General features: G+C 58.0%; 15 protein-coding genes and 1 pseudogene. 8 read left to right on the top strand and 8 right to left on the bottom strand.

Features of this window, described 5'->3' with window-relative positions; all coding sequences use genetic code 11:
* Nucleotides 1-20 precede the first annotated feature (20 nt).
* From BM152_RS14505 to BM152_RS14495, 3 genes and pseudogenes are all read right to left on the bottom strand, one after another.
* Nucleotides 21-278, bottom strand: a pseudogene (locus BM152_RS14505) (transposase); the annotation flags it as partial.
* Nucleotides 279-531: 253 nt separating this feature from the next.
* Complete coding sequence (locus tag BM152_RS14500) at nt 532-2,019, bottom strand: D-alanyl-D-alanine carboxypeptidase family protein (RefSeq protein ID WP_231730510.1); 1,488 nt, start codon at nt 2,017-2,019, stop codon at nt 532-534.
* Nucleotides 2,020-2,276: 257 nt separating this feature from the next.
* Nucleotides 2,277-2,984 (bottom strand): HAD family hydrolase, encoded by a 708-nt coding sequence (locus BM152_RS14495; RefSeq protein ID WP_066602520.1) that lies wholly within the window; start codon nt 2,982-2,984, stop codon nt 2,277-2,279.
* 139 nt (nt 2,985-3,123) lie between these two features.
* Here BM152_RS14495 and clpS point away from each other — a divergent pair, with 139 nt between their 5' ends.
* From clpS to BM152_RS14480, 3 genes are all read left to right on the top strand, one after another.
* Nucleotides 3,124-3,450: an ATP-dependent Clp protease adapter ClpS gene (gene clpS / locus BM152_RS14490; protein ID WP_170845880.1), complete on the top strand. Its 327-nt coding sequence runs from the start codon at nt 3,124-3,126 to the stop codon at nt 3,448-3,450.
* 72 nt (nt 3,451-3,522) lie between these two features.
* Nucleotides 3,523-4,443, top strand: coding sequence for a class I SAM-dependent methyltransferase (locus tag BM152_RS14485; protein WP_331711563.1), 921 nt, complete (start codon nt 3,523-3,525; stop codon nt 4,441-4,443).
* A gap of 30 nt (nt 4,444-4,473) precedes the next feature.
* Nucleotides 4,474-5,286 (top strand): SDR family NAD(P)-dependent oxidoreductase, encoded by an 813-nt coding sequence (locus BM152_RS14480; RefSeq protein WP_066602529.1) that lies wholly within the window; start codon nt 4,474-4,476, stop codon nt 5,284-5,286.
* 10 nt (nt 5,287-5,296) lie between these two features.
* Here BM152_RS14480 and BM152_RS14475 read toward each other — a convergent pair whose 3' ends face one another.
* The gene (locus BM152_RS14475; RefSeq protein WP_066602531.1) at nt 5,297-5,671 is read right to left on the bottom strand and encodes a hypothetical protein; all 375 of its coding nucleotides are present in this window, start codon (nt 5,669-5,671) and stop codon (nt 5,297-5,299) included.
* Between the two features lie 123 nt (nt 5,672-5,794).
* Here BM152_RS14475 and hemF point away from each other — a divergent pair, with 123 nt between their 5' ends.
* Entirely contained in the window at nt 5,795-6,688 is an 894-nt protein-coding gene (gene hemF / locus BM152_RS14470) for an oxygen-dependent coproporphyrinogen oxidase (protein ID WP_066602532.1), read from the top strand.
* 57 nt (nt 6,689-6,745) lie between these two features.
* On the opposite strand, the gene hemE is transcribed toward hemF, so the two are convergent.
* Nucleotides 6,746-7,780 carry a uroporphyrinogen decarboxylase gene (gene hemE, locus BM152_RS14465; RefSeq protein WP_066602533.1) on the bottom strand — a complete coding sequence of 345 codons (1,035 nt, stop codon included), beginning with the start codon at nt 7,778-7,780 and terminating at the stop codon, nt 6,746-6,748.
* A gap of 114 nt (nt 7,781-7,894) precedes the next feature.
* Here hemE and hemC point away from each other — a divergent pair, with 114 nt between their 5' ends.
* Entirely contained in the window at nt 7,895-8,839 is a 945-nt protein-coding gene (hemC, locus tag BM152_RS14460; protein WP_066602536.1) for a hydroxymethylbilane synthase, read from the top strand.
* A 27-nt stretch (nt 8,840-8,866) separates the two neighbouring features.
* On the opposite strand, the gene BM152_RS14455 is transcribed toward hemC, so the two are convergent.
* Nucleotides 8,867-10,261, bottom strand: coding sequence for an FAD-binding oxidoreductase (locus tag BM152_RS14455; RefSeq protein WP_066602542.1), 1,395 nt, complete (start codon nt 10,259-10,261; stop codon nt 8,867-8,869).
* 108 nt (nt 10,262-10,369) lie between these two features.
* Complete coding sequence (gene hemN / locus BM152_RS14450) at nt 10,370-11,725, bottom strand: oxygen-independent coproporphyrinogen III oxidase (protein ID WP_066602544.1); 1,356 nt, start codon at nt 11,723-11,725, stop codon at nt 10,370-10,372.
* Between the two features lie 66 nt (nt 11,726-11,791).
* On the opposite strand from hemN, the gene fnrL reads away from it, so the two are divergent.
* Nucleotides 11,792-12,529 carry a transcriptional regulator FnrL gene (fnrL, locus tag BM152_RS14445; protein ID WP_066602547.1) on the top strand — a complete coding sequence of 246 codons (738 nt, stop codon included), beginning with the start codon at nt 11,792-11,794 and terminating at the stop codon, nt 12,527-12,529.
* A 121-nt stretch (nt 12,530-12,650) separates the two neighbouring features.
* On the opposite strand, the gene BM152_RS14440 is transcribed toward fnrL, so the two are convergent.
* Nucleotides 12,651-13,490, bottom strand: a complete 840-nt coding sequence (locus BM152_RS14440) for a universal stress protein (protein WP_066602551.1) — start codon at nt 13,488-13,490, stop codon at nt 12,651-12,653.
* Nucleotides 13,491-13,856: 366 nt separating this feature from the next.
* On the opposite strand from BM152_RS14440, the gene ccoN reads away from it, so the two are divergent.
* On the top strand, nt 13,857-15,452 hold the full coding sequence (ccoN, locus tag BM152_RS14435; RefSeq protein ID WP_066602562.1) for a cytochrome-c oxidase, cbb3-type subunit I: 1,596 nt from the start codon (nt 13,857-13,859) through the stop codon (nt 15,450-15,452).
* 15 nt (nt 15,453-15,467) lie between these two features.
* Nucleotides 15,468-16,193, top strand: coding sequence for a cytochrome-c oxidase, cbb3-type subunit II (gene ccoO / locus BM152_RS14430; RefSeq protein ID WP_066602564.1), 726 nt, complete (start codon nt 15,468-15,470; stop codon nt 16,191-16,193).
* Nucleotide 16,194: the final 1 nt, after the last annotated feature.

Raw genomic sequence — 16,194 nt, 5'->3', positions numbered from 1 at the left:
CTTGGTCAATGTCGTCAATTCTTTCCCAGCAAATCCTTCAGAACGACGTTGTCCAGCATCGTATCAGCCAGCAGGCGCTTGAGTTTGGCATTCTCGTCCTCCAGCGTTTTCAGCCTGGCAGCATCCGAGACTTCCATGCCTCCATACTTAGACTTGAACTTGTAGAACGTCGCAGGGCTGAGGCCGTGTCTACGACACACCTCAGCCGTCGGCATGCCAGCCTCTTGCTCCTTGATCATCCCGATTATCTGCGCCTCGGTAAAACGGCTCTTTCGCATTCGTCTGCTCCTTCAAGATTGGGCAGACTCTACATTAAAATGAGGGATTTTGTGGGGGGCAGGTCAGATGTTTTGGACTATTGAGGTGAAGGGTCCATTTTACGATTACAGCTCAGTATGTTCTTTCGGGCTACAGCCGTTGAGCGCAGTTAACGATCCCGGTCACGAGTGGTGGTCTCGAATAAGTGGAATGAGTGCTCCATAAAAAAGGCGCCCCTTGTTGGCCGCCTTCAATATCCGAATATTGGTAAGCTTAAGATGGGCCGACAGTCTCGCATTCCGTGCCGCGTGCTTCGAGGCGGCGACAGGTCATGGCTGCCATTTCTTCGGTGAGGCCGAGGAAATTGGCATCGTAGCCACGTTTGGTTTTGACCACCTTACGCAGCGCGCCATCGAGCATTTCGACTTCCGTCAATGCGGTTCTTAACAGTTCCTTGCGGGCGGCATATTCGGAGCCATAGGTGCCGATGTTGATGCCCCAATAACGACTGCCTGAGGTCGAGATTCTCGTCACAACTTCGGGGGCTTGCGATGCCGCAGCGGGCATAGCCGCCGCAGTTTGTTCCACGGATGCAAGCTGGATCTGTTCCTGCACGGCAGGGCGCGGAAGGGGCGCGATGGCTGGGACGGCTGCCGTGACCGCGGGCATGGGCTCCTGCTGCGCGCGGGCGGTTTCGGCCAAAAGCGTGCTGGCTTCATCGGCAGCTTCCGCAGCCGCGGCGAGAAGGGCTTCTTCCTCCTCGGCTTTCGTCAATGCATTCAGGACATCGTCAGAAGCGGCGAGAAGGAGTTGTTCGTCTTCGGGCGCCAGAGCTTTAAGCGGCCGCGCCTTGGGGAGGGGGCTTGAAGTCATCGAGATGTTCACACGGATGATCTTCGAGGCCACTTTGGGCGCTTCCTGATTGCCGGCAACCATGACTGCCCCGCCGGATTTGCCCATGTAAGGCGGTTTGACGGGTTTCGAGACAGCGACGCGGTTGGGCGCGCGTTTGAAGCCGAGATCCATAAGTTCGGTCACCTTGGCATTGCGCGATGCTGTGGAGCGACCGCCGAAGACCGTAGTGATGATTCGCTTGTTACCCCGATGGGCCGAAGCCGTGAGGTTGAAGCCAGCCGCTGAAGTGTAGCCGGTTTTGATCCCGTCTGCCCCTTCGTAAGAACTCAGGAAGCGTGAGTTGGTATGGGTCACGGTGCGCACACCGGCATCAGCGGTCTTGCGCGAGAAAATGTTGTAATATTCCGGATAGTCATAGAACAGATGCCGCCCCAGAACGGTCATGTCCCGCGCGGTCGAGAGGTGCCCCGCCTCGGTGAGGCCGTTGGCGTTTTTGAAGGTTGTGCGCGACATGCCCAGTGCTTTGGCTGTGCGGTTCATGCGGCGGGCAAATGCGGCTTCGGAGCCTTCGATGGCTTCACCGATGGCAGTGGCCGCATCATTGGCAGATTTGACGGCGGCAGCGCGGATCAGGTAGCGCAGTTTGATCTTCTGGCCTGCTTTCAGACCCAGTTTCGACGGCGGCTCGGAGGCGGCATTGCGCGACACGGTGACCAGATCATCAAGTCCGATCTCACCATGTTCCACCGCTTCGAATGTGATGTAGAGGGTCATCATCTTGGTGAGAGATGCGGGATGCAGTCGCGTGTCGGCGTTGGTGGCGTGCAACACCTTGCCATTGCGCGCGTCCATCACGAGGGCGGCATATTCGGCTGCCATAGCCCGTGTGGTCACCGCGATTGACATCGCGAATGCGATCAATAGGAGAGGGAAAATACGCCTTGAAACGGCACGCAGGAAACCCCGCGCTTGCACGTTGCTCTTCATGATAACTCTGCCTCGTCTTGCCGGATCATTTCGCCCAGCTTATTAATGTGACGGTAGCACAGGCTTTTCCTTGAGAAAACAAAGAATTTTCAAGGGTTTTGAGGCGGTGCAGAGCTGCAACCCTAAATCTGGTGTTTGCTGAATTGGCGTCTACTAGATCGGGGAAAGTGCCGCGATCAACTTTTTTGGATCGCGTCAATCAACCCTGGCAATTCCGTCAGGCGGGGCAATTCGTGAAAGCGCGGATGCGCGGAAGGGGCCTCGGCATGTTCGATTTCCCAAGTGTAATTATGTGGGACATATACGCCCCATGCTCCGGCTTCGATTGGCGGAATAACGTCTGACTTCATAGAGTTGCCGACCATCATCGCGCGTTCTGGCGCAGTGTTGTGGCGGGCAAAAATGGTGCGGTAGATGTCGGGGGTCTTGTTGGAGACGACTTCGATTCCATCGAACATGTCCCCGAGGCCCGATTGCGCGAGTTTGCGCTCCTGATCCAGAAGGTCCCCCTTGGTCACCAGCAGGATGTCATAGTCCTCGGCCAGGGTTCTCACCGTCTTTTCCACCCCGTCGAGAAGGTGAATTGGGTGACGCAGCATCTCTTGTCCGGCGGCGATCAGTTCGCGGATCACCGAGGCGGGCACACGGTCTTCCGTGACTTCGATGGCGGTTTCGATCATTGAGAGGACGAAGCCCTTGATGCCGAATCCGTATTGCCCGAGGTTGCGGCGCTCGGCGGCCAGAAGCCGCTCGGAGAGATGGTCGGCCTCGGTGAAGTCGGCGAGCAGTTCCTTGAAACGCTCCTGCGTCATACGGAAAAACTGTTCATTTTCCCAAAGCGTATCATCCGCATCAAAGGCGATTGTCGCGAGTTTCTCGGTCATATGATCGGCGCTCCTTTACCGGTTTCGGCATAACGCTCTTTATTCATGCGCAAAAGGGGCTATATAACGGCTCGAGCAAGACCCCAATTCAAGACATGCGATATCGGAGGCGATAAGAGTGATCCTCGCACCGCAGATGATGGCTGACAATGGCGACCGTTCGGATGGCGACGGCGACGCTGGACTTGCGCTTAAAACCAAACCCAAGACAAAACGCCCGCCTCTCTACAAGGTCATGCTGCTCAATGACGATTACACACCGATGGAATTCGTCGTGCTGGTGCTGGAGCGGTTCTTCGGCATTGGTCATGCGCAGGCGACAGAGATCATGTTGACCGTGCATAAAAAGGGGCTGGCAGTCGTTGGTGTGTTTCCGTTTGAAATCGCGGAAACCAAAGTCCAGCAAGTGATGGATTTCTCCCGTCGGCATCAGCATCCGCTGCAATGCACTATGGAAAAGGAATAGGCGTTTCGCCTGTCTGACATGGTGTCCCCGCGTCTCCCTCTCCTTCTGAACGGGCCTGTGCCTGAGCGTATCGTGGTCTATCGGCCGCGTTCGGATGCTGATTTGTCGGCGTTGAAAGGCGTGCATGTGCATATTGTGCAGGGGTTCAAGCCGGATGTTGAGGCATTCACGGCGCAAGGCTTTGATGTGACAACCTTCGCTGAGGGACATTTCGATCTTGCAATCGTGGCCGTGCCGCGTGCCAAGGCGGAGGCTCGCGCCCTGATCGCGGATGCTGTTTTGCGCGCGGATCAGGTTATCGTGGACGGGCAGAAGACGGATGGCATCGACAGCCTGTTGAAAGACATTCGCAAACGGACGGATGTGCAGGTCGTCTCGAAATCGCATGGTAAGGCGCTCCGGTTCTCCGACGGTGATTTTTCGGATTGGGCCGATCCGGGCCCGCTGCATCTGATCGAAGGTTTCACCACGCGTCTGGGTGTGTTTTCTGTGGATCGCATCGACAAGGCATCGCAGGTGCTGGTCGACAGTCTGCCTGACAAATTGCCCGCCCGAATCGCGGACCTTGGTGCCGGATGGGGGTATCTGTCCCGCGCGATACTGGCACGCGAGGGGGTGAAAGACTTGCATCTGGTCGAGGCGGAGGCTGCCGCCTTAGCCTCAGCGCGCGACAATATTTCCGATCCGCGTGCGCAGTTCCATTGGGAAGATGCGACAAAATTCAAACCGCCGCAACTTTTGGATGCGGTGATCATGAACCCGCCGTTCCATACGTCGCGCGCCGCTGATCCCGCGCTTGGTCAGGCGTTTATCAAGGCCGCCGCCGGTATGCTGACCCCTCAAGGGCAGCTTTGGCTGGTCGCCAACCGGCAATTGCCTTATGAGGCGACGCTTGCCTCTCTCTTTGGCAATATTGCCGAGATTGGCGGCACGGGCGGTTTCAAAGTGCTTCACGCGACGAAACCTCTTCGCAGGACCGGATCAAAATCCTAACATCGGCGCTAACACAACAGGGAGTCTCCCATGAGCTTTTCGATTGCAGGCAAGGTGGCCATCGTCACAGGTGCCGCCAACGGTGTCGGCCTTTCGGTGGCGCGGCATTTTCTGGCGCAAGGTGCTTATGTGATGTGTGCCGATATGGATGAGGCCAGCCTCATGGCCGAATACGGGGATGAAGCCGAAGCGGAAGACGCGAAACTGGCCTATTTCGCCGGAGATTTGCGTCAAAAGCTGACCATCGCAAATCTGCTCTCCGCCACGATCGACGCATTTGACGGGGTGGATATTCTGGTCAACGCTTCGCGGCAGGTTCTGATGAGCGAGCCTTTGTCGGTGGAAGAGGATAATGTGGCCGAGCTTTTGGAGCAGAACCTGATGACCTCGCTGCGCCTGACGCAGCAGGTGGCGAAATGGATGATCAAGAACTCGGACAAAAGTGGCGACGACGATGGTGTCGTGGGCTCTATCGTCAACCTGTCGTCGATTGCCGCGCGCCGTTGTCAGCCGGAGCTTCTGGCCTTTTCCATCTCCTCTGCCGCTGTGGACCAGATGACGCGTGCAATGGCCGTGTCTCTGGCGCCCCATCGCATTCGGGTGAATGCCGTGGCGTTTGGCTCTGTGATGAGTTCAAGCCTGAGGGATATGCTGGCGGAAAATCCTGATTATCGTGAGGAAATCATGTCCAAAACTCCGCTGGGGCGGGTTGCGCCGGCCTCGGAAGTGGCCGAAACGGTGCAATATCTCACCTCCGACTGTTCCGGCTTTATGACGGGACAAATCCTGACGGTGGACGGCGGGCGCACTTTGGTTGATCCTGTGCACGCGCCGACCCACTAAGCGACAGAAATCACTCGGGATATTGGGTTTTGCAGGCTTCTATCTCGGCTGCGGCCTGAGCGGAAAGCTGTGCTTCTTTCTTTTTCAAAGCGGCCAACTTCGCGGCTTCTGCATCAAGATCAATGGCCTTCGCGACTCGCCGTGTTTCGACATCGGGAACCCGACAGTAACGGGGTTTGCCATCGGGACGCTCGCCGCAGCGCTTGATGTCATAATCGATATATTCCTTTTCGACCAAGGCATAGCCACGCGCCAGATTGCCTTCGGCTTCGGAGATAAAGCTCTGTACCTGACGTAAATCTTTCGTCGCGCGGGAAATGCACATCTGTTGTTCGGAACAGGCGGCGAGAAGCGGGACTAGGGCGAGCGGGATGAACCAACGCATAACAACGTCTCCTTTTGACTTTGCCCGTCAGCATAGCGTGTTTCTGTCGCAGGGGAAGGGAACTTGCCGCCAAAGGTCGAAAGCTGTTACCTGCCCCCGAGACGAGAAAGAAGGACCGCCCCGATGAGCGATGAGATGACAACAGAAAAAGACCGCGCCAGCGCATGGTTTCGCAGTTTGCGTGACCAAATCGTGTCCGCGTTCGAGGCGCTCGAAGACACGCAGGTGAGCGGACCTTTCGCCGACCGTCCGGCGGGTCGTTTCGAAGTCACCAAGACACAGCGCCAGTCGGAGGATGGAACGGACGCGGGCGGCGGCCTTATGTCCGTGATGCGTGACGGACGTGTGTTCGAGAAGATCGGCGTCAATGCCTCCACCGTCTATGGTTCTCTCGGTGAGCGGGCGCAAAACGCTATGGCGGCGCGCAAGGGCTTGCCGGGGATGAAAGACGATCCGCGGTTCTGGGCCGCGGGCATTTCTCTTGTCGCCCATATGCAAAATCCCCATACGCCTGCCGTTCACATGAACACGCGGATGTTCTGGACGCCGCATGGCTGGTGGTTCGGCGGCGGCTCCGACCTGAACCCGTGCATCGAATATGACGAAGACACAAAGGCCTTCCACGCCGTTCAAAAAGAGCACTGCGACCGCCACGATCCGGCGTATTACCCGCGTTTCAAAGCGTGGGCGGACGAATATTTCTACATCCCGCACCGAGGACGCGCGCGCGGCGTGGGCGGTATTTTCTATGATGATCTCAACACTGGCGACTGGGAAAAGGATTTTGCTTTTACCCAGGACGTAGGACGCGCATTCCTCCCCGCTTTTCTCGGCGTAACGGAAAAGCGCCGCGATACGCCGTGGACAGAGGCGGACAAGGATCGCCAGCTTGTCCATCGCGGGCTCTATGCGGAATATAATCTGGTCTATGATCGCGGTACAAAATTCGGTCTGGAGACCGGTCACAATCCAGATGCGGTGCTGATGTCGCTGCCGCCCATGGCAAAATGGGTGTGACGGCTTTCTGATGGTTTAAATACTCAAAAAAAGCCCCGCGTTTAACGGGGCTTTTATTTATGCGTTTTCGCGCAACGTCTCGATCATCAGGCTCACATTGTCGGGGTCTGCATCCGGCGTGATCCCGTGGCCGAGGTTGAAAATATGCGGGCCCTTCGAGCAGGCCTCGCGCACATGGCGCACCTCGTCGATCAAAGCCTGCCCGCCCGTAACCATATGCGAAGACGCAAGGTTGCCCTGCACACAGCCGTCGACCTGCACATGTTCCGCGCCCCACTCTGGCGTCACGGAATTGTCGAGCGCGACGCAATCGACGCCGGTTTTCTTGTGGAAACCGATGTAGCCGTCGCCAGCCTCACGCGGGAAGCCGATCACGGGAATATTGTCATGGCGGCGTTTGAGTTCGCGGGTGATGATCCGTGCCGGTTCGACCGCATATTTCTCAAAAGCCTCGCCTTTGAGACTTCCGGCCCAGCTGTCAAAAAGTTTGACCACTTCGGCGCCCGCACGGATTTGCATGTCGAGATATTCGATTGTGGAGACCGTGAGCAGGTCGATCACCTTCTCGAACAGCTCCACATTGCCTTCACGCAATGCATGGGCCGGCCCCTGATCCGGTGTGCCGCGTCCGGCGATCATATAGGTCGCAACGGTCCATGGCGCGCCCGCAAAGCCGATGAGGGTGGTCTCTTTCGGCAGTTCCGTTGAGAGGATTTTGACCGTCTCGTAAATCGGCGCCAGCTTGTCGTGGATGTCGTCCTTGCCCTTGAGCTTGGCGAAGTCGGCGTCTTCGGTGATGGTCGAAAGCCGTGGACCTTCGCCAGTGACAAACCAAAGATCCGCGCCCAGAGCCTGCGGCAACAACAGGATATCGGCAAAAAGTATCGCCGCATCAAACCCGAAACGCCGGATCGGCTGAAGCGTCACTTCGGCGGCAAGATCGGGGTTGTAGCACAGGGAGAGAAAGTCACCGGCTTCGGCCCGCGTGGCGCGATATTCGGGCAGATACCGTCCGGCCTGACGCATCATCCAGATCGGCGGCACTTTCTGGGTCTCGCCTTTGAGTGCTTTCAGAATTGTCTTGTCGGTCATCTGCGGCCTCCCGTGTTCGTGTCCTGCACTGGTCCCTGTCCTGCGCGGTTTTGTCAAGCAAACAAGCGGTTTTCCCGCCTTGTCAGGCCGATCTGCCGCAGGTAAGCCTTGGGTATGACTTTGACCTTGCCCACTCCCGCCCAACCGCTGAAAATCGGCACCCGTAGCTCTCCGCTTGCGCTGGCGCAGGCCTATGAGGCGCGTGACCGTCTGATGGCCGCTTTCGACCTGCCGGAAGAGGCGTTCGAGGTGGTCAGCCTGTCCACCCGTGGCGACCGAGTGCAGGATCGTTCCTTGCGGGAATTGGGCGGCAAGGGGCTGTTTTCCAAAGAGATCGAAGACCGGCTTTTGTCCGGTGAGGTTGATATTGCGGTTCACTCGACCAAGGATATGTCGGTGGAACAGCCGGAGGGTTTGGTTCTGGGCACATTCCTGCCGCGCGAGAACCCGTTTGATGCGTTCATCTCGCTCGACGGCAAGGCGCTGCGTGATTTGCCACAGGGGGCCACGGTTGGTTCGTCTTCCTTGCGGCGCAAGGCGCAACTGTTGAACAAACGGCCCGATCTCAACGTCGTCGAATTTCGCGGTTCCGTTCAGACCCGCCTGAAGAAACTCGAGGAGGGCGTGGCCGATGCAACATTCCTTGCTATGGCTGGGTTGAACCGTCTCGGATATGCGGATGTGCCGCGCACGGCGGTGACGGCGGAAGAGATGCTGCCTGCCGTGGCGCAGGGGGCGATTTCCATCGAGCATCGCGCCGCAGATCACCATATCGCGGAGATGCTCGCGGCGCTTCATCATGTTCCGACGGGGCAGGCGATGGCCTGTGAACGCGCGTTTCTTGCCAAGCTTGATGGCTCCTGTCAGACACCGATTGCGGGGCTGGCTGAGGTCGACGGCGGCACGGTCCGGCTGCGCGGGGAAATCCTGCGTTCGGACGGCTCGGAGAGCCTCACCGACGACATGACCGGTCCGGTCGAAGACGGGGCGGCGATGGGAATCGCGATGGCGGAGAAACTTCTGGAACGCGCGGGCGACGGGTTCTTCGACTGGAAATAACCGCCGGCCCCGCGCGATACCCTATACTCAGGGCAGGGTTTTGCCGGGGTTCAGAATCCCTTTCGGATCAAACACCGTCTTGATGGCGCGCATCATTTCCAGCGCTACGGGGTCTTTGCGCCGCCGCATGGACGGAAGCTTGCCAAGCCCGATGCCATGCTCTGCCGAGAAACTCCCGCGCATGTCTTTTACAATATCCTCGACCGCTTCCATGAGCGGATCAATGAGCGCCTCTGTCGAGGGGAAAACCGTGTAATGCACATTGCCATCGCCAAGGTGGCTGACCACACAGGTGCCGAAGCCGGGATCCATCGCGCGCAGCTTGGCGTCGGCGCGGTTCAGGAAGGTTTCGACCTGATCGACCGGCAGGCAAAGATCATTGATCACGACAGGTTTGACCGCCACGGAAATCTCGGCGGCGACTTCGCGGATGGTCCACATCAAGGTTCGCTGTGACTCCGACTGTGCCAAGGCGGCATCAAGCACCAGCCCCTCTTCGAACATTTCGCCCAAGGTCTCTTCCAGCTGCGCGGCAAGCGGTAGCTGTCCGTCCTCATCCGGCGTGCAGTCGCGCGGCACGGTCGAGGCGATTTCGAGGAAGATGGTATGATCCTGATCGTATCCCAGAGGCGGGGTCAGGTCCGGACGGTGGCGCTCCAGGTTTTCCATGTAATCGCGTGGCATATATTCGAACGCCTCGACCATGCCTCCCGTGCGGGTTTGCAGCGCGTTCAAAAGGCGCAAGGCTGCGGAGAGTGTCGGCACGGTGACCATGGCGGTGGCATAGGCCAATGGTTTCGGAACGAGCTTCAGAACGGCGGCGGTGATGACTCCCAGCGTGCCCTCGGAACCGATCATCAGGTCACGCAGGTCATAGCCGGAATTGTCCTTGTGCAACTCGCTCATGAGATCAAGCACACGCCCGTCGGCAAGGACGACTTCGATCCCGAGGCACAGATCGCGGGTGTTCCCATACCGCAGAACATTCGAGCCGCCCGCATTTGTCGCGAGCGTGCCGCCGATCCGCGCTGATCCCTTTGCACCGAAAGACATCGGGTAGGACAGCCCATGTTCGGCGGTGGCGTCATGCAGGTTTTGCAAGATTACCCCTGCTTCCACCACGGCAAGCCGCGCGTCCGGTCGGATTTCGCGAATATTCTGCATCCGGTCCAGAGAGAGGACAAGCATACCTTCGGCGGCGGTCGCGCCGGTCAGACCGGTGTTGCCGCCCATTGGAACGACGGGTGTGCCGGTTTCATGGCAAAGCGCGAGAATCTCCGAGACTTCTTTTGTGGAGCCGGGGCGCACAACGGCCAGAGGTGTGGTTTCATATTTTCCCACCCAGTCGCGCCCGTAGGGCAGGGCGTCATCGCCCGTCAGAATATGGGGGGTGATGTTTGCGAGGCGGGAAAGAATGTCCATGATCGGTCTCCGGTTGTTGTGCCGGTTGTCCTGCGAAACATGGAGGAAGGCAAGAGGGGGAAGTCAAAGACCCGCCTGTGGCGGGGCTTTGATCTATTTGACACGAGATCAGACCGCTGAGGAATGCTGCGCTTGTGTCATGTCATAGGCGTCGAAATGCCGTGCGATCATGCGGGTCAGGGGACGCGCCTCCTCACGGATGACGATGCGCTCCGGCGAGATGTCGAGCATCTCGGGGAAGGCTGCCTGCACGCTTGTAGCGAACTCGTCGAAGGCTTGCGCGGTGAGGTCGAAGCGTTGCGCCAGTTCTGCGGCTTCGACCCTGAAATCGCACATCAGAGCTTCGATGATCCGGCCCCGCAGATGGTCTTCTTCGGTAAAGACATGACCTTTGGCGATGGGCAGATGTCCGGCGCGCACTTCGGACTGGTATTTAGAGGTTGCGGGTTGGTTCTGGGCATAGCCTTGCGGATATTTCGCAATCGAAGAGGCTCCGACGCCGACCATGGTCGGACATTTGTCATCCGTATAGCCTTGGAAATTGCGGCGCAGCTTGCCGGTGCGCAGCGCGACTTCAAGCCCGTCACCTTTCTTGGCAAAGTGGTCGATGCCGATTTCGGCATAATCGTCCCAGACAAACAGATCGCGCGCGATATTGAACAGGTCCAACCGCTCTTCGGGGGTCGGCAGTTCGTCGGTCGGGATCATGTTCTGCCGCCGCGCCATCCACGGGACATGGGCGTAGCCGAACAAGGCCACGCGATCCGGTGAGAGGGACAAAAGTTTTTGCACGCTTTCGGAGATTTTCTCCTGCGTTTGTCCGGGCAGGCCATAGAGGATGTCGGCGTTGAGCGAGCGGATGCCGCGTGCGCGCAGACCGTCCACGGCGGCTTTCGTTGTCTCGTAGGACTGTATGCGGCCAATGGTTTCCTGAATTTGCGGATCAAAGTCCTGTACCCCGATAGAGGCGCGGTTCATGCCCGCTTCGGCCAGAGCATCAAGGCGCGAATCGTCGATTTCGTTTGGGTCCACCTCGACGGAAAATTCATAATCCGGCGCGAAATCGGCAAGATCGCGGATGCTGCCGGAGAGATTGGCAATCATTTGCGCGTCCAGAAGCGTCGGCGTGCCACCGCCCCAATGCAGGTGGCCGATTTTGATTCCCTCGGGCATTCGTGCCTTGATCAGGGCAAGCTCTGCTTTGAGCGTTTCCACATAGGCGGCCACGGGGCTGGCGGTTGTGGTGCCTTGCGTGCGGCAGGCACAGAACCAACACAGGCGGCGGCAGAAGGGCACATGCACATAGAGCGAGATCGGTTGTGCAGGAGTGAGGGAGCCCATCCAGCTTCCCACATCCTCCGCAGAGGTTGTGTTGCCAAAATGCGGCGCTGTCGGATAGCTTGTGTAGCGAGGCACACGAGCGTCGAAAAGGCCCAGCTTGCGGAGTTGCGTGTGTTTGTTCATACGGATACGCTCTAGTGAATCATAGATCCGGCGCATTGACCCAGATCAAGAATTGCGAGCGCACACATGAGCGACAAGACTTTTGACCACAAAGATTGCGGTTCGTGCCCGATCCGCCATCGGGCCGTTTGTGCGCGATGTGAGGCCGATGAGCTCGAAGAGTTGGATTCGATCAAATATTATCGCTCTTACGAGGCAGGTCAGCCGATCATTTGGTCGGGGGACCGTATGGATTTCGTGGCCTCCGTGGTCACCGGCGTGGCCTCCTTGAGCCAAGCGATGGAAGACGGGCGAACCCAGATGGTCGGGCTTTTGCTGCCGTCTGATTTCCTTGGCCGTCCGGGACGCGAATTTGCGCCTTATGACGTGGTTGCCGTGTCGAACCTGACCCTGTGCTGTTTCCGGCGCAAACCGTTCGAGCAGATGATGCTGCACACGCCGCATGTCAGCCAGCGCTTGCTGGAGATGACTCTCGACGAGTTGGACGCGGCGCGTGAATGGATGCTGATTCTCGGTCGCAAGACCGCGCGTGAAAAGATTGCCTCGCTTCTGGCGATCATCGCCCGCCGCGAGGCCTCACTGGAGCTGACCACGGCTGGCGACGGCATGAGTTTCGAGTTGCCGCTGACCCGTGAGGCGATGGCGGATTATCTTGGGTTGACGCTGGAAACGGTGTCGCGGCAGATTTCAGCGTTGAAACGCGAGGGTGTGATCACGCTTGAGGGCAAGCGGAAGGTGATCATTCCCGATTATGACCGGCTTCAGATCGAGACGGGTGATGACACCGATGGCGGTTTGATCTGATCTTTTGAGAGTTCAAAAATCGAGAATAAAGAAACCCCGCAGAAAACTCTGCGGGGTTTCTTTTGGGACTCCGGCCTGCGCACGAGGGAAAATCACGCAGACCGGTTTGACCCGAAACGCTTTAGTGGGACATGAGCACTGGCACTTCGGCCAGTTCCAGCATGTGCCGTGTCGCGCCGCCCAAGATGGATTCGCGGAAGCGCGAGTGGCCATAGGCCCCCATCACCAGCATATCGGCATCCTTGTCGGTCAGTTGCCGCATCAGCACATCGGAGACGCGTGGCATGGTTTTGGCCAGCACCGAGACTTCGGCACGCACACCATGACGCACAAGCATCTGGCACAGGGAGCCACCCGGATCGGACCGGTCGGGACCATGTTGCGGCGGGTCGATGATGGTGATGTCGACCAGATCGGCCTTTTGCAGAATCGGCAGAGCGGAGCGCACGGCCCCCAGTGCCTCGGCGCTTTCGTTCCATGCGACGACCACACGGTCGATATTGTCTGCAACGGTTACGCCGTCGGGAACGACGAGCACAGGCACATGACCGGAGAACAATGCGGCTTCGAGAATTTCTTCATGCTCGTGCCCGCGACCCGGACCGTAAGGGCGGGGCAGGACGACCACATCGGAGAAGCGCAGGAAATGCGCAAGCTGCGGGGTCAGGCCAGCCATTTGCGCGGTAACAGGATTGGTAACCCAAGGAATTTCCTCGGCCTTCAGGTAGTCGGCAACATCTTCCTCAACCTTTTTGCTGTCAGCCTGCGCCTGTTGCAGGTTGTCCTGCAAGGCCATGGCATTGGTGCCCGCGTAATAGAAACCGGGTTGGGTCCGGTCGAGGCCAAGACAGATCACGTCGAGGTGACCTTCTTCGCGTCGTGCCAAGGCAACCGCTGCATCAAGTGCGTGGCGGTCGGCCTCCATGTCGCACATGATCGTTGTAATGGTTTTGAAAGGCATGTTCGCCTCCCTTCTCGCGTTGTGTCGTTTCTGCTCAGAGCATGACTCTATCTGAAAAATGTAGCATTGATTGAGATCAACAAAAGAGCCGTGTGTGTCGGTTTGGCCGGAGCTTCGTCAGTTTTGGCTTTGTGAAATCGGCAAGAGAAGGCACAATTGTCCCGCGAACAGGCTGCGACGGATCATCGCGGTTCGAAAAAGACGGGCTGGGAATCTGATGTATAAAAATCGTAAATGTCAGTGTTTTGACTCAGATCAAGGTTGGTCACAAAGATGTGAGACAAACCGCTGAATGTCGATACCCGTGGGTCGAACGCGGGACGACTATGCCCTACTGACAAGGGCGAATGAACGAAGGGACGCAACATGTGGAACTATATTAAGCTGGCAGTGCTGGGGGTCGCGGTGATCCTTTTCGGCCTTGCCGCCAACTACGGGCGTGATTTTGCATATCAAGTGCATGCGCTCATCTTTATGGCCGCTGCAGCCATCACCTTTATTTACACCCTGCGTACGACAGGTGACGTCAAGCCAAAGCCGGAAGGCTATTTTGACGGTGTTGTGCGTGCAGGTGTCATCGCTACGGCCGCTTGGGGCGTTGTGGGCTTCCTCGCGGGGACTTACATTGCCTTCCAGCTCGCTTTCCCGCAGTTGAACTTCGAGTTCCTGCAGGGCTACGGCAACTTCGGGCGTCTGCGCCCGCTGCACACCTCTGCCGTGATTTTTGCTTTTGGCGGGAACGCCTTGATCGCGACGTCTTTCTATGTGGTGCAGCGCACCTCGGCGGCGCGTCTTTGGGGCGGTGGCCTCGGCTGGTTTGTGTTCTGGGGCTACAACCTCTTCATCGTTCTGGCCGCAACCGGCTACCTGATGGGTGTGACCCAGTCGAAAGAATATGCCGAGCCGGAATGGTATATTGACCTGTGGCTGACCATTGTCTGGGTGGCCTATCTGGTGGCTTTCATGGGCACGATCTTTATGCGTAAGGAAAAGCATATCTACGTGGCCAACTGGTTCTACCTGTCCTTCATCATCACCATCGCGATGCTCCATATCGTCAACAACCTGGCGATTCCGATTTCGATTCTGGGTTCGCGCTCCGTTATGGTGATGTCCGGTGTTCAGGATGCCATGACGCAATGGTGGTATGGTCACAACGCTGTGGGCTTCTTCCTGACCGCAGGCTTTCTGGGCATGATGTATTACTTCGTGCCGAAACAGGCCGAACGTCCGGTGTTCTCCTACAAGCTGTCGATCATCCACTTCTGGGCGCTGATCTTCATCTACATCTGGGCCGGTCCGCACCACCTGCACTACACCGCTCTGCCAGACTGGGCCTCGACGCTGGGCATGGTGTTCTCCGTGATCCTGTGGATGCCCTCTTGGGGTGGTATGATCAACGGTCTGATGACGCTGTCCGGCGCATGGGACAAGCTGCGGACCGACCCTGTGATCCGTATGATGGTGATTTCCGTGGGCTTCTACGGCATGTCGACTTTTGAAGGTCCGATGATGTCGATCCGTGCGGTCAACTCGCTGTCCCACTACACCGACTGGACCATCGGTCACGTGCACTCCGGTGCGTTGGGCTGGAACGGTATGATCACCTTTGGTGCGCTTTACTACCTCGTGCCGGCTCTGTGGAACCGTCAGCGTCTCTATAGCCTTGGCCTCGTGTCCTGGCACTTCTGGCTCGCCACCATCGGGATCGTGCTCTACGCCGCATCCATGTGGGTGACCGGTATCATGGAAGGCCTGATGTGGCGCGAAGTGGACAGCCAGGGCTTCCTTGTGAACGCATTTGCTGACACCGTGTCTGCCAAACATCCGATGTATGTGGTGCGTGCTTTGGGCGGGGTGCTTTACCTCACCGGTGCAATCATCATGTGCTACAACCTCGTCATGACCGTGCGTCGCAGCCCCGTGAAAGCGGATGTCGCTGCTGCCGTGCCGGCAGAATAAGGGAGGGTTTGGACTATGGCTCTCATTGATAAGCATAAGATTATCGAAACCAACGGCACCTTGCTCATGGTTGGTGCCCTTCTGGTCGTCACCGTGGGCGGGATCGTCGAGATCGCTCCTTTGTTCTACCTTGAAAACACCATCGAGGATGTAGAGGGCGTGCGCCCCTACTCCCCGCTGGAGCTCACAGGGCGGGAAATCTATGTGCGTGAAGGCTGCTACGTCTGTCACTCGCAAATGATCCGTCCGATGCGTGACGAGGTGGAGCGCTACGGTCACTACTCGCTGGCGGCGGAATCGAAATACGATCACCCGTTCCAGTGGGGGTCCAAGCGGACCGGTCCCGACCTTGCCCGTGTGGGTGGTCGTTACTCGGATGCGTGGCATGTGGATCACCTGACCAACCCGCAATCGGTTGTTCCGGAATCGGTCATGCCGAAATACGGATTTCTCGCCGAGCGTTACATCGAGCCCGAATATATCGAGGATCTGTTGTCAACGCACCGGATCGTGGGTGTGCCCTATACCGACGAGATGATCGAACTAGCGAAGGCGGATTTCGAAGCCCAAGCCGACCCGTGGGCCGATACTGATGGTCTGTTGGAGCGCTATCCGGGTGCCGTGGTGTCGAACTTCGACGGCAAGGACGGAATCACGGAAATGGATGCGCTCATCGCCTATATGCAGATGCTCGGAACACTGGTCGATTTCTCGACCTTTACGCCCGACGCCTCTCGTTAAG

This window comes from Celeribacter halophilus (genome assembly GCF_900114135.1).
Classification (GTDB): domain Bacteria; phylum Pseudomonadota; class Alphaproteobacteria; order Rhodobacterales; family Rhodobacteraceae; genus Celeribacter; species Celeribacter halophilus.
This window is presented reverse-complemented; position numbering and strand designations above follow the sequence as displayed.

Bases quoted from the DNA above. Each gene is read 5' to 3' on its own strand.
- ccoN (WP_066602562.1), top strand. From the start codon at position 13,857: ATGTGGAACTATATTAAGCTGGCAGTGCTGGGGGTCGCGGTGATCCTT.
- BM152_RS14500 (WP_231730510.1), bottom strand. From the start codon at position 2,019: ATGTCAATCGCGGTGACCACACGGGCTATGGCAGCCGAATATGCCGCC.
- BM152_RS14495 (WP_066602520.1), bottom strand. From the start codon at position 2,984: ATGACCGAGAAACTCGCGACAATCGCCTTTGATGCGGATGATACGCTT.
- hemE (WP_066602533.1), bottom strand. From the start codon at position 7,780: ATGACCGACAAGACAATTCTGAAAGCACTCAAAGGCGAGACCCAGAAA.
- clpS (WP_170845880.1), top strand. From the start codon at position 3,124: ATGGCTGACAATGGCGACCGTTCGGATGGCGACGGCGACGCTGGACTT.
- BM152_RS14440 (WP_066602551.1), bottom strand. From the start codon at position 13,490: ATGCCTTTCAAAACCATTACAACGATCATGTGCGACATGGAGGCCGAC.
- hemF (WP_066602532.1), top strand. From the start codon at position 5,795: ATGAGCGATGAGATGACAACAGAAAAAGACCGCGCCAGCGCATGGTTT.
- hemN (WP_066602544.1), bottom strand. From the start codon at position 11,725: ATGAACAAACACACGCAACTCCGCAAGCTGGGCCTTTTCGACGCTCGT.
- hemC (WP_066602536.1), top strand. From the start codon at position 7,895: ATGACTTTGACCTTGCCCACTCCCGCCCAACCGCTGAAAATCGGCACC.
- ccoO (WP_066602564.1), top strand. From the start codon at position 15,468: ATGGCTCTCATTGATAAGCATAAGATTATCGAAACCAACGGCACCTTG.
- BM152_RS14475 (WP_066602531.1), bottom strand. From the start codon at position 5,671: ATGCGTTGGTTCATCCCGCTCGCCCTAGTCCCGCTTCTCGCCGCCTGT.
- fnrL (WP_066602547.1), top strand. From the start codon at position 11,792: ATGAGCGACAAGACTTTTGACCACAAAGATTGCGGTTCGTGCCCGATC.
- BM152_RS14480 (WP_066602529.1), top strand. From the start codon at position 4,474: ATGAGCTTTTCGATTGCAGGCAAGGTGGCCATCGTCACAGGTGCCGCC.
- BM152_RS14455 (WP_066602542.1), bottom strand. From the start codon at position 10,261: ATGGACATTCTTTCCCGCCTCGCAAACATCACCCCCCATATTCTGACG.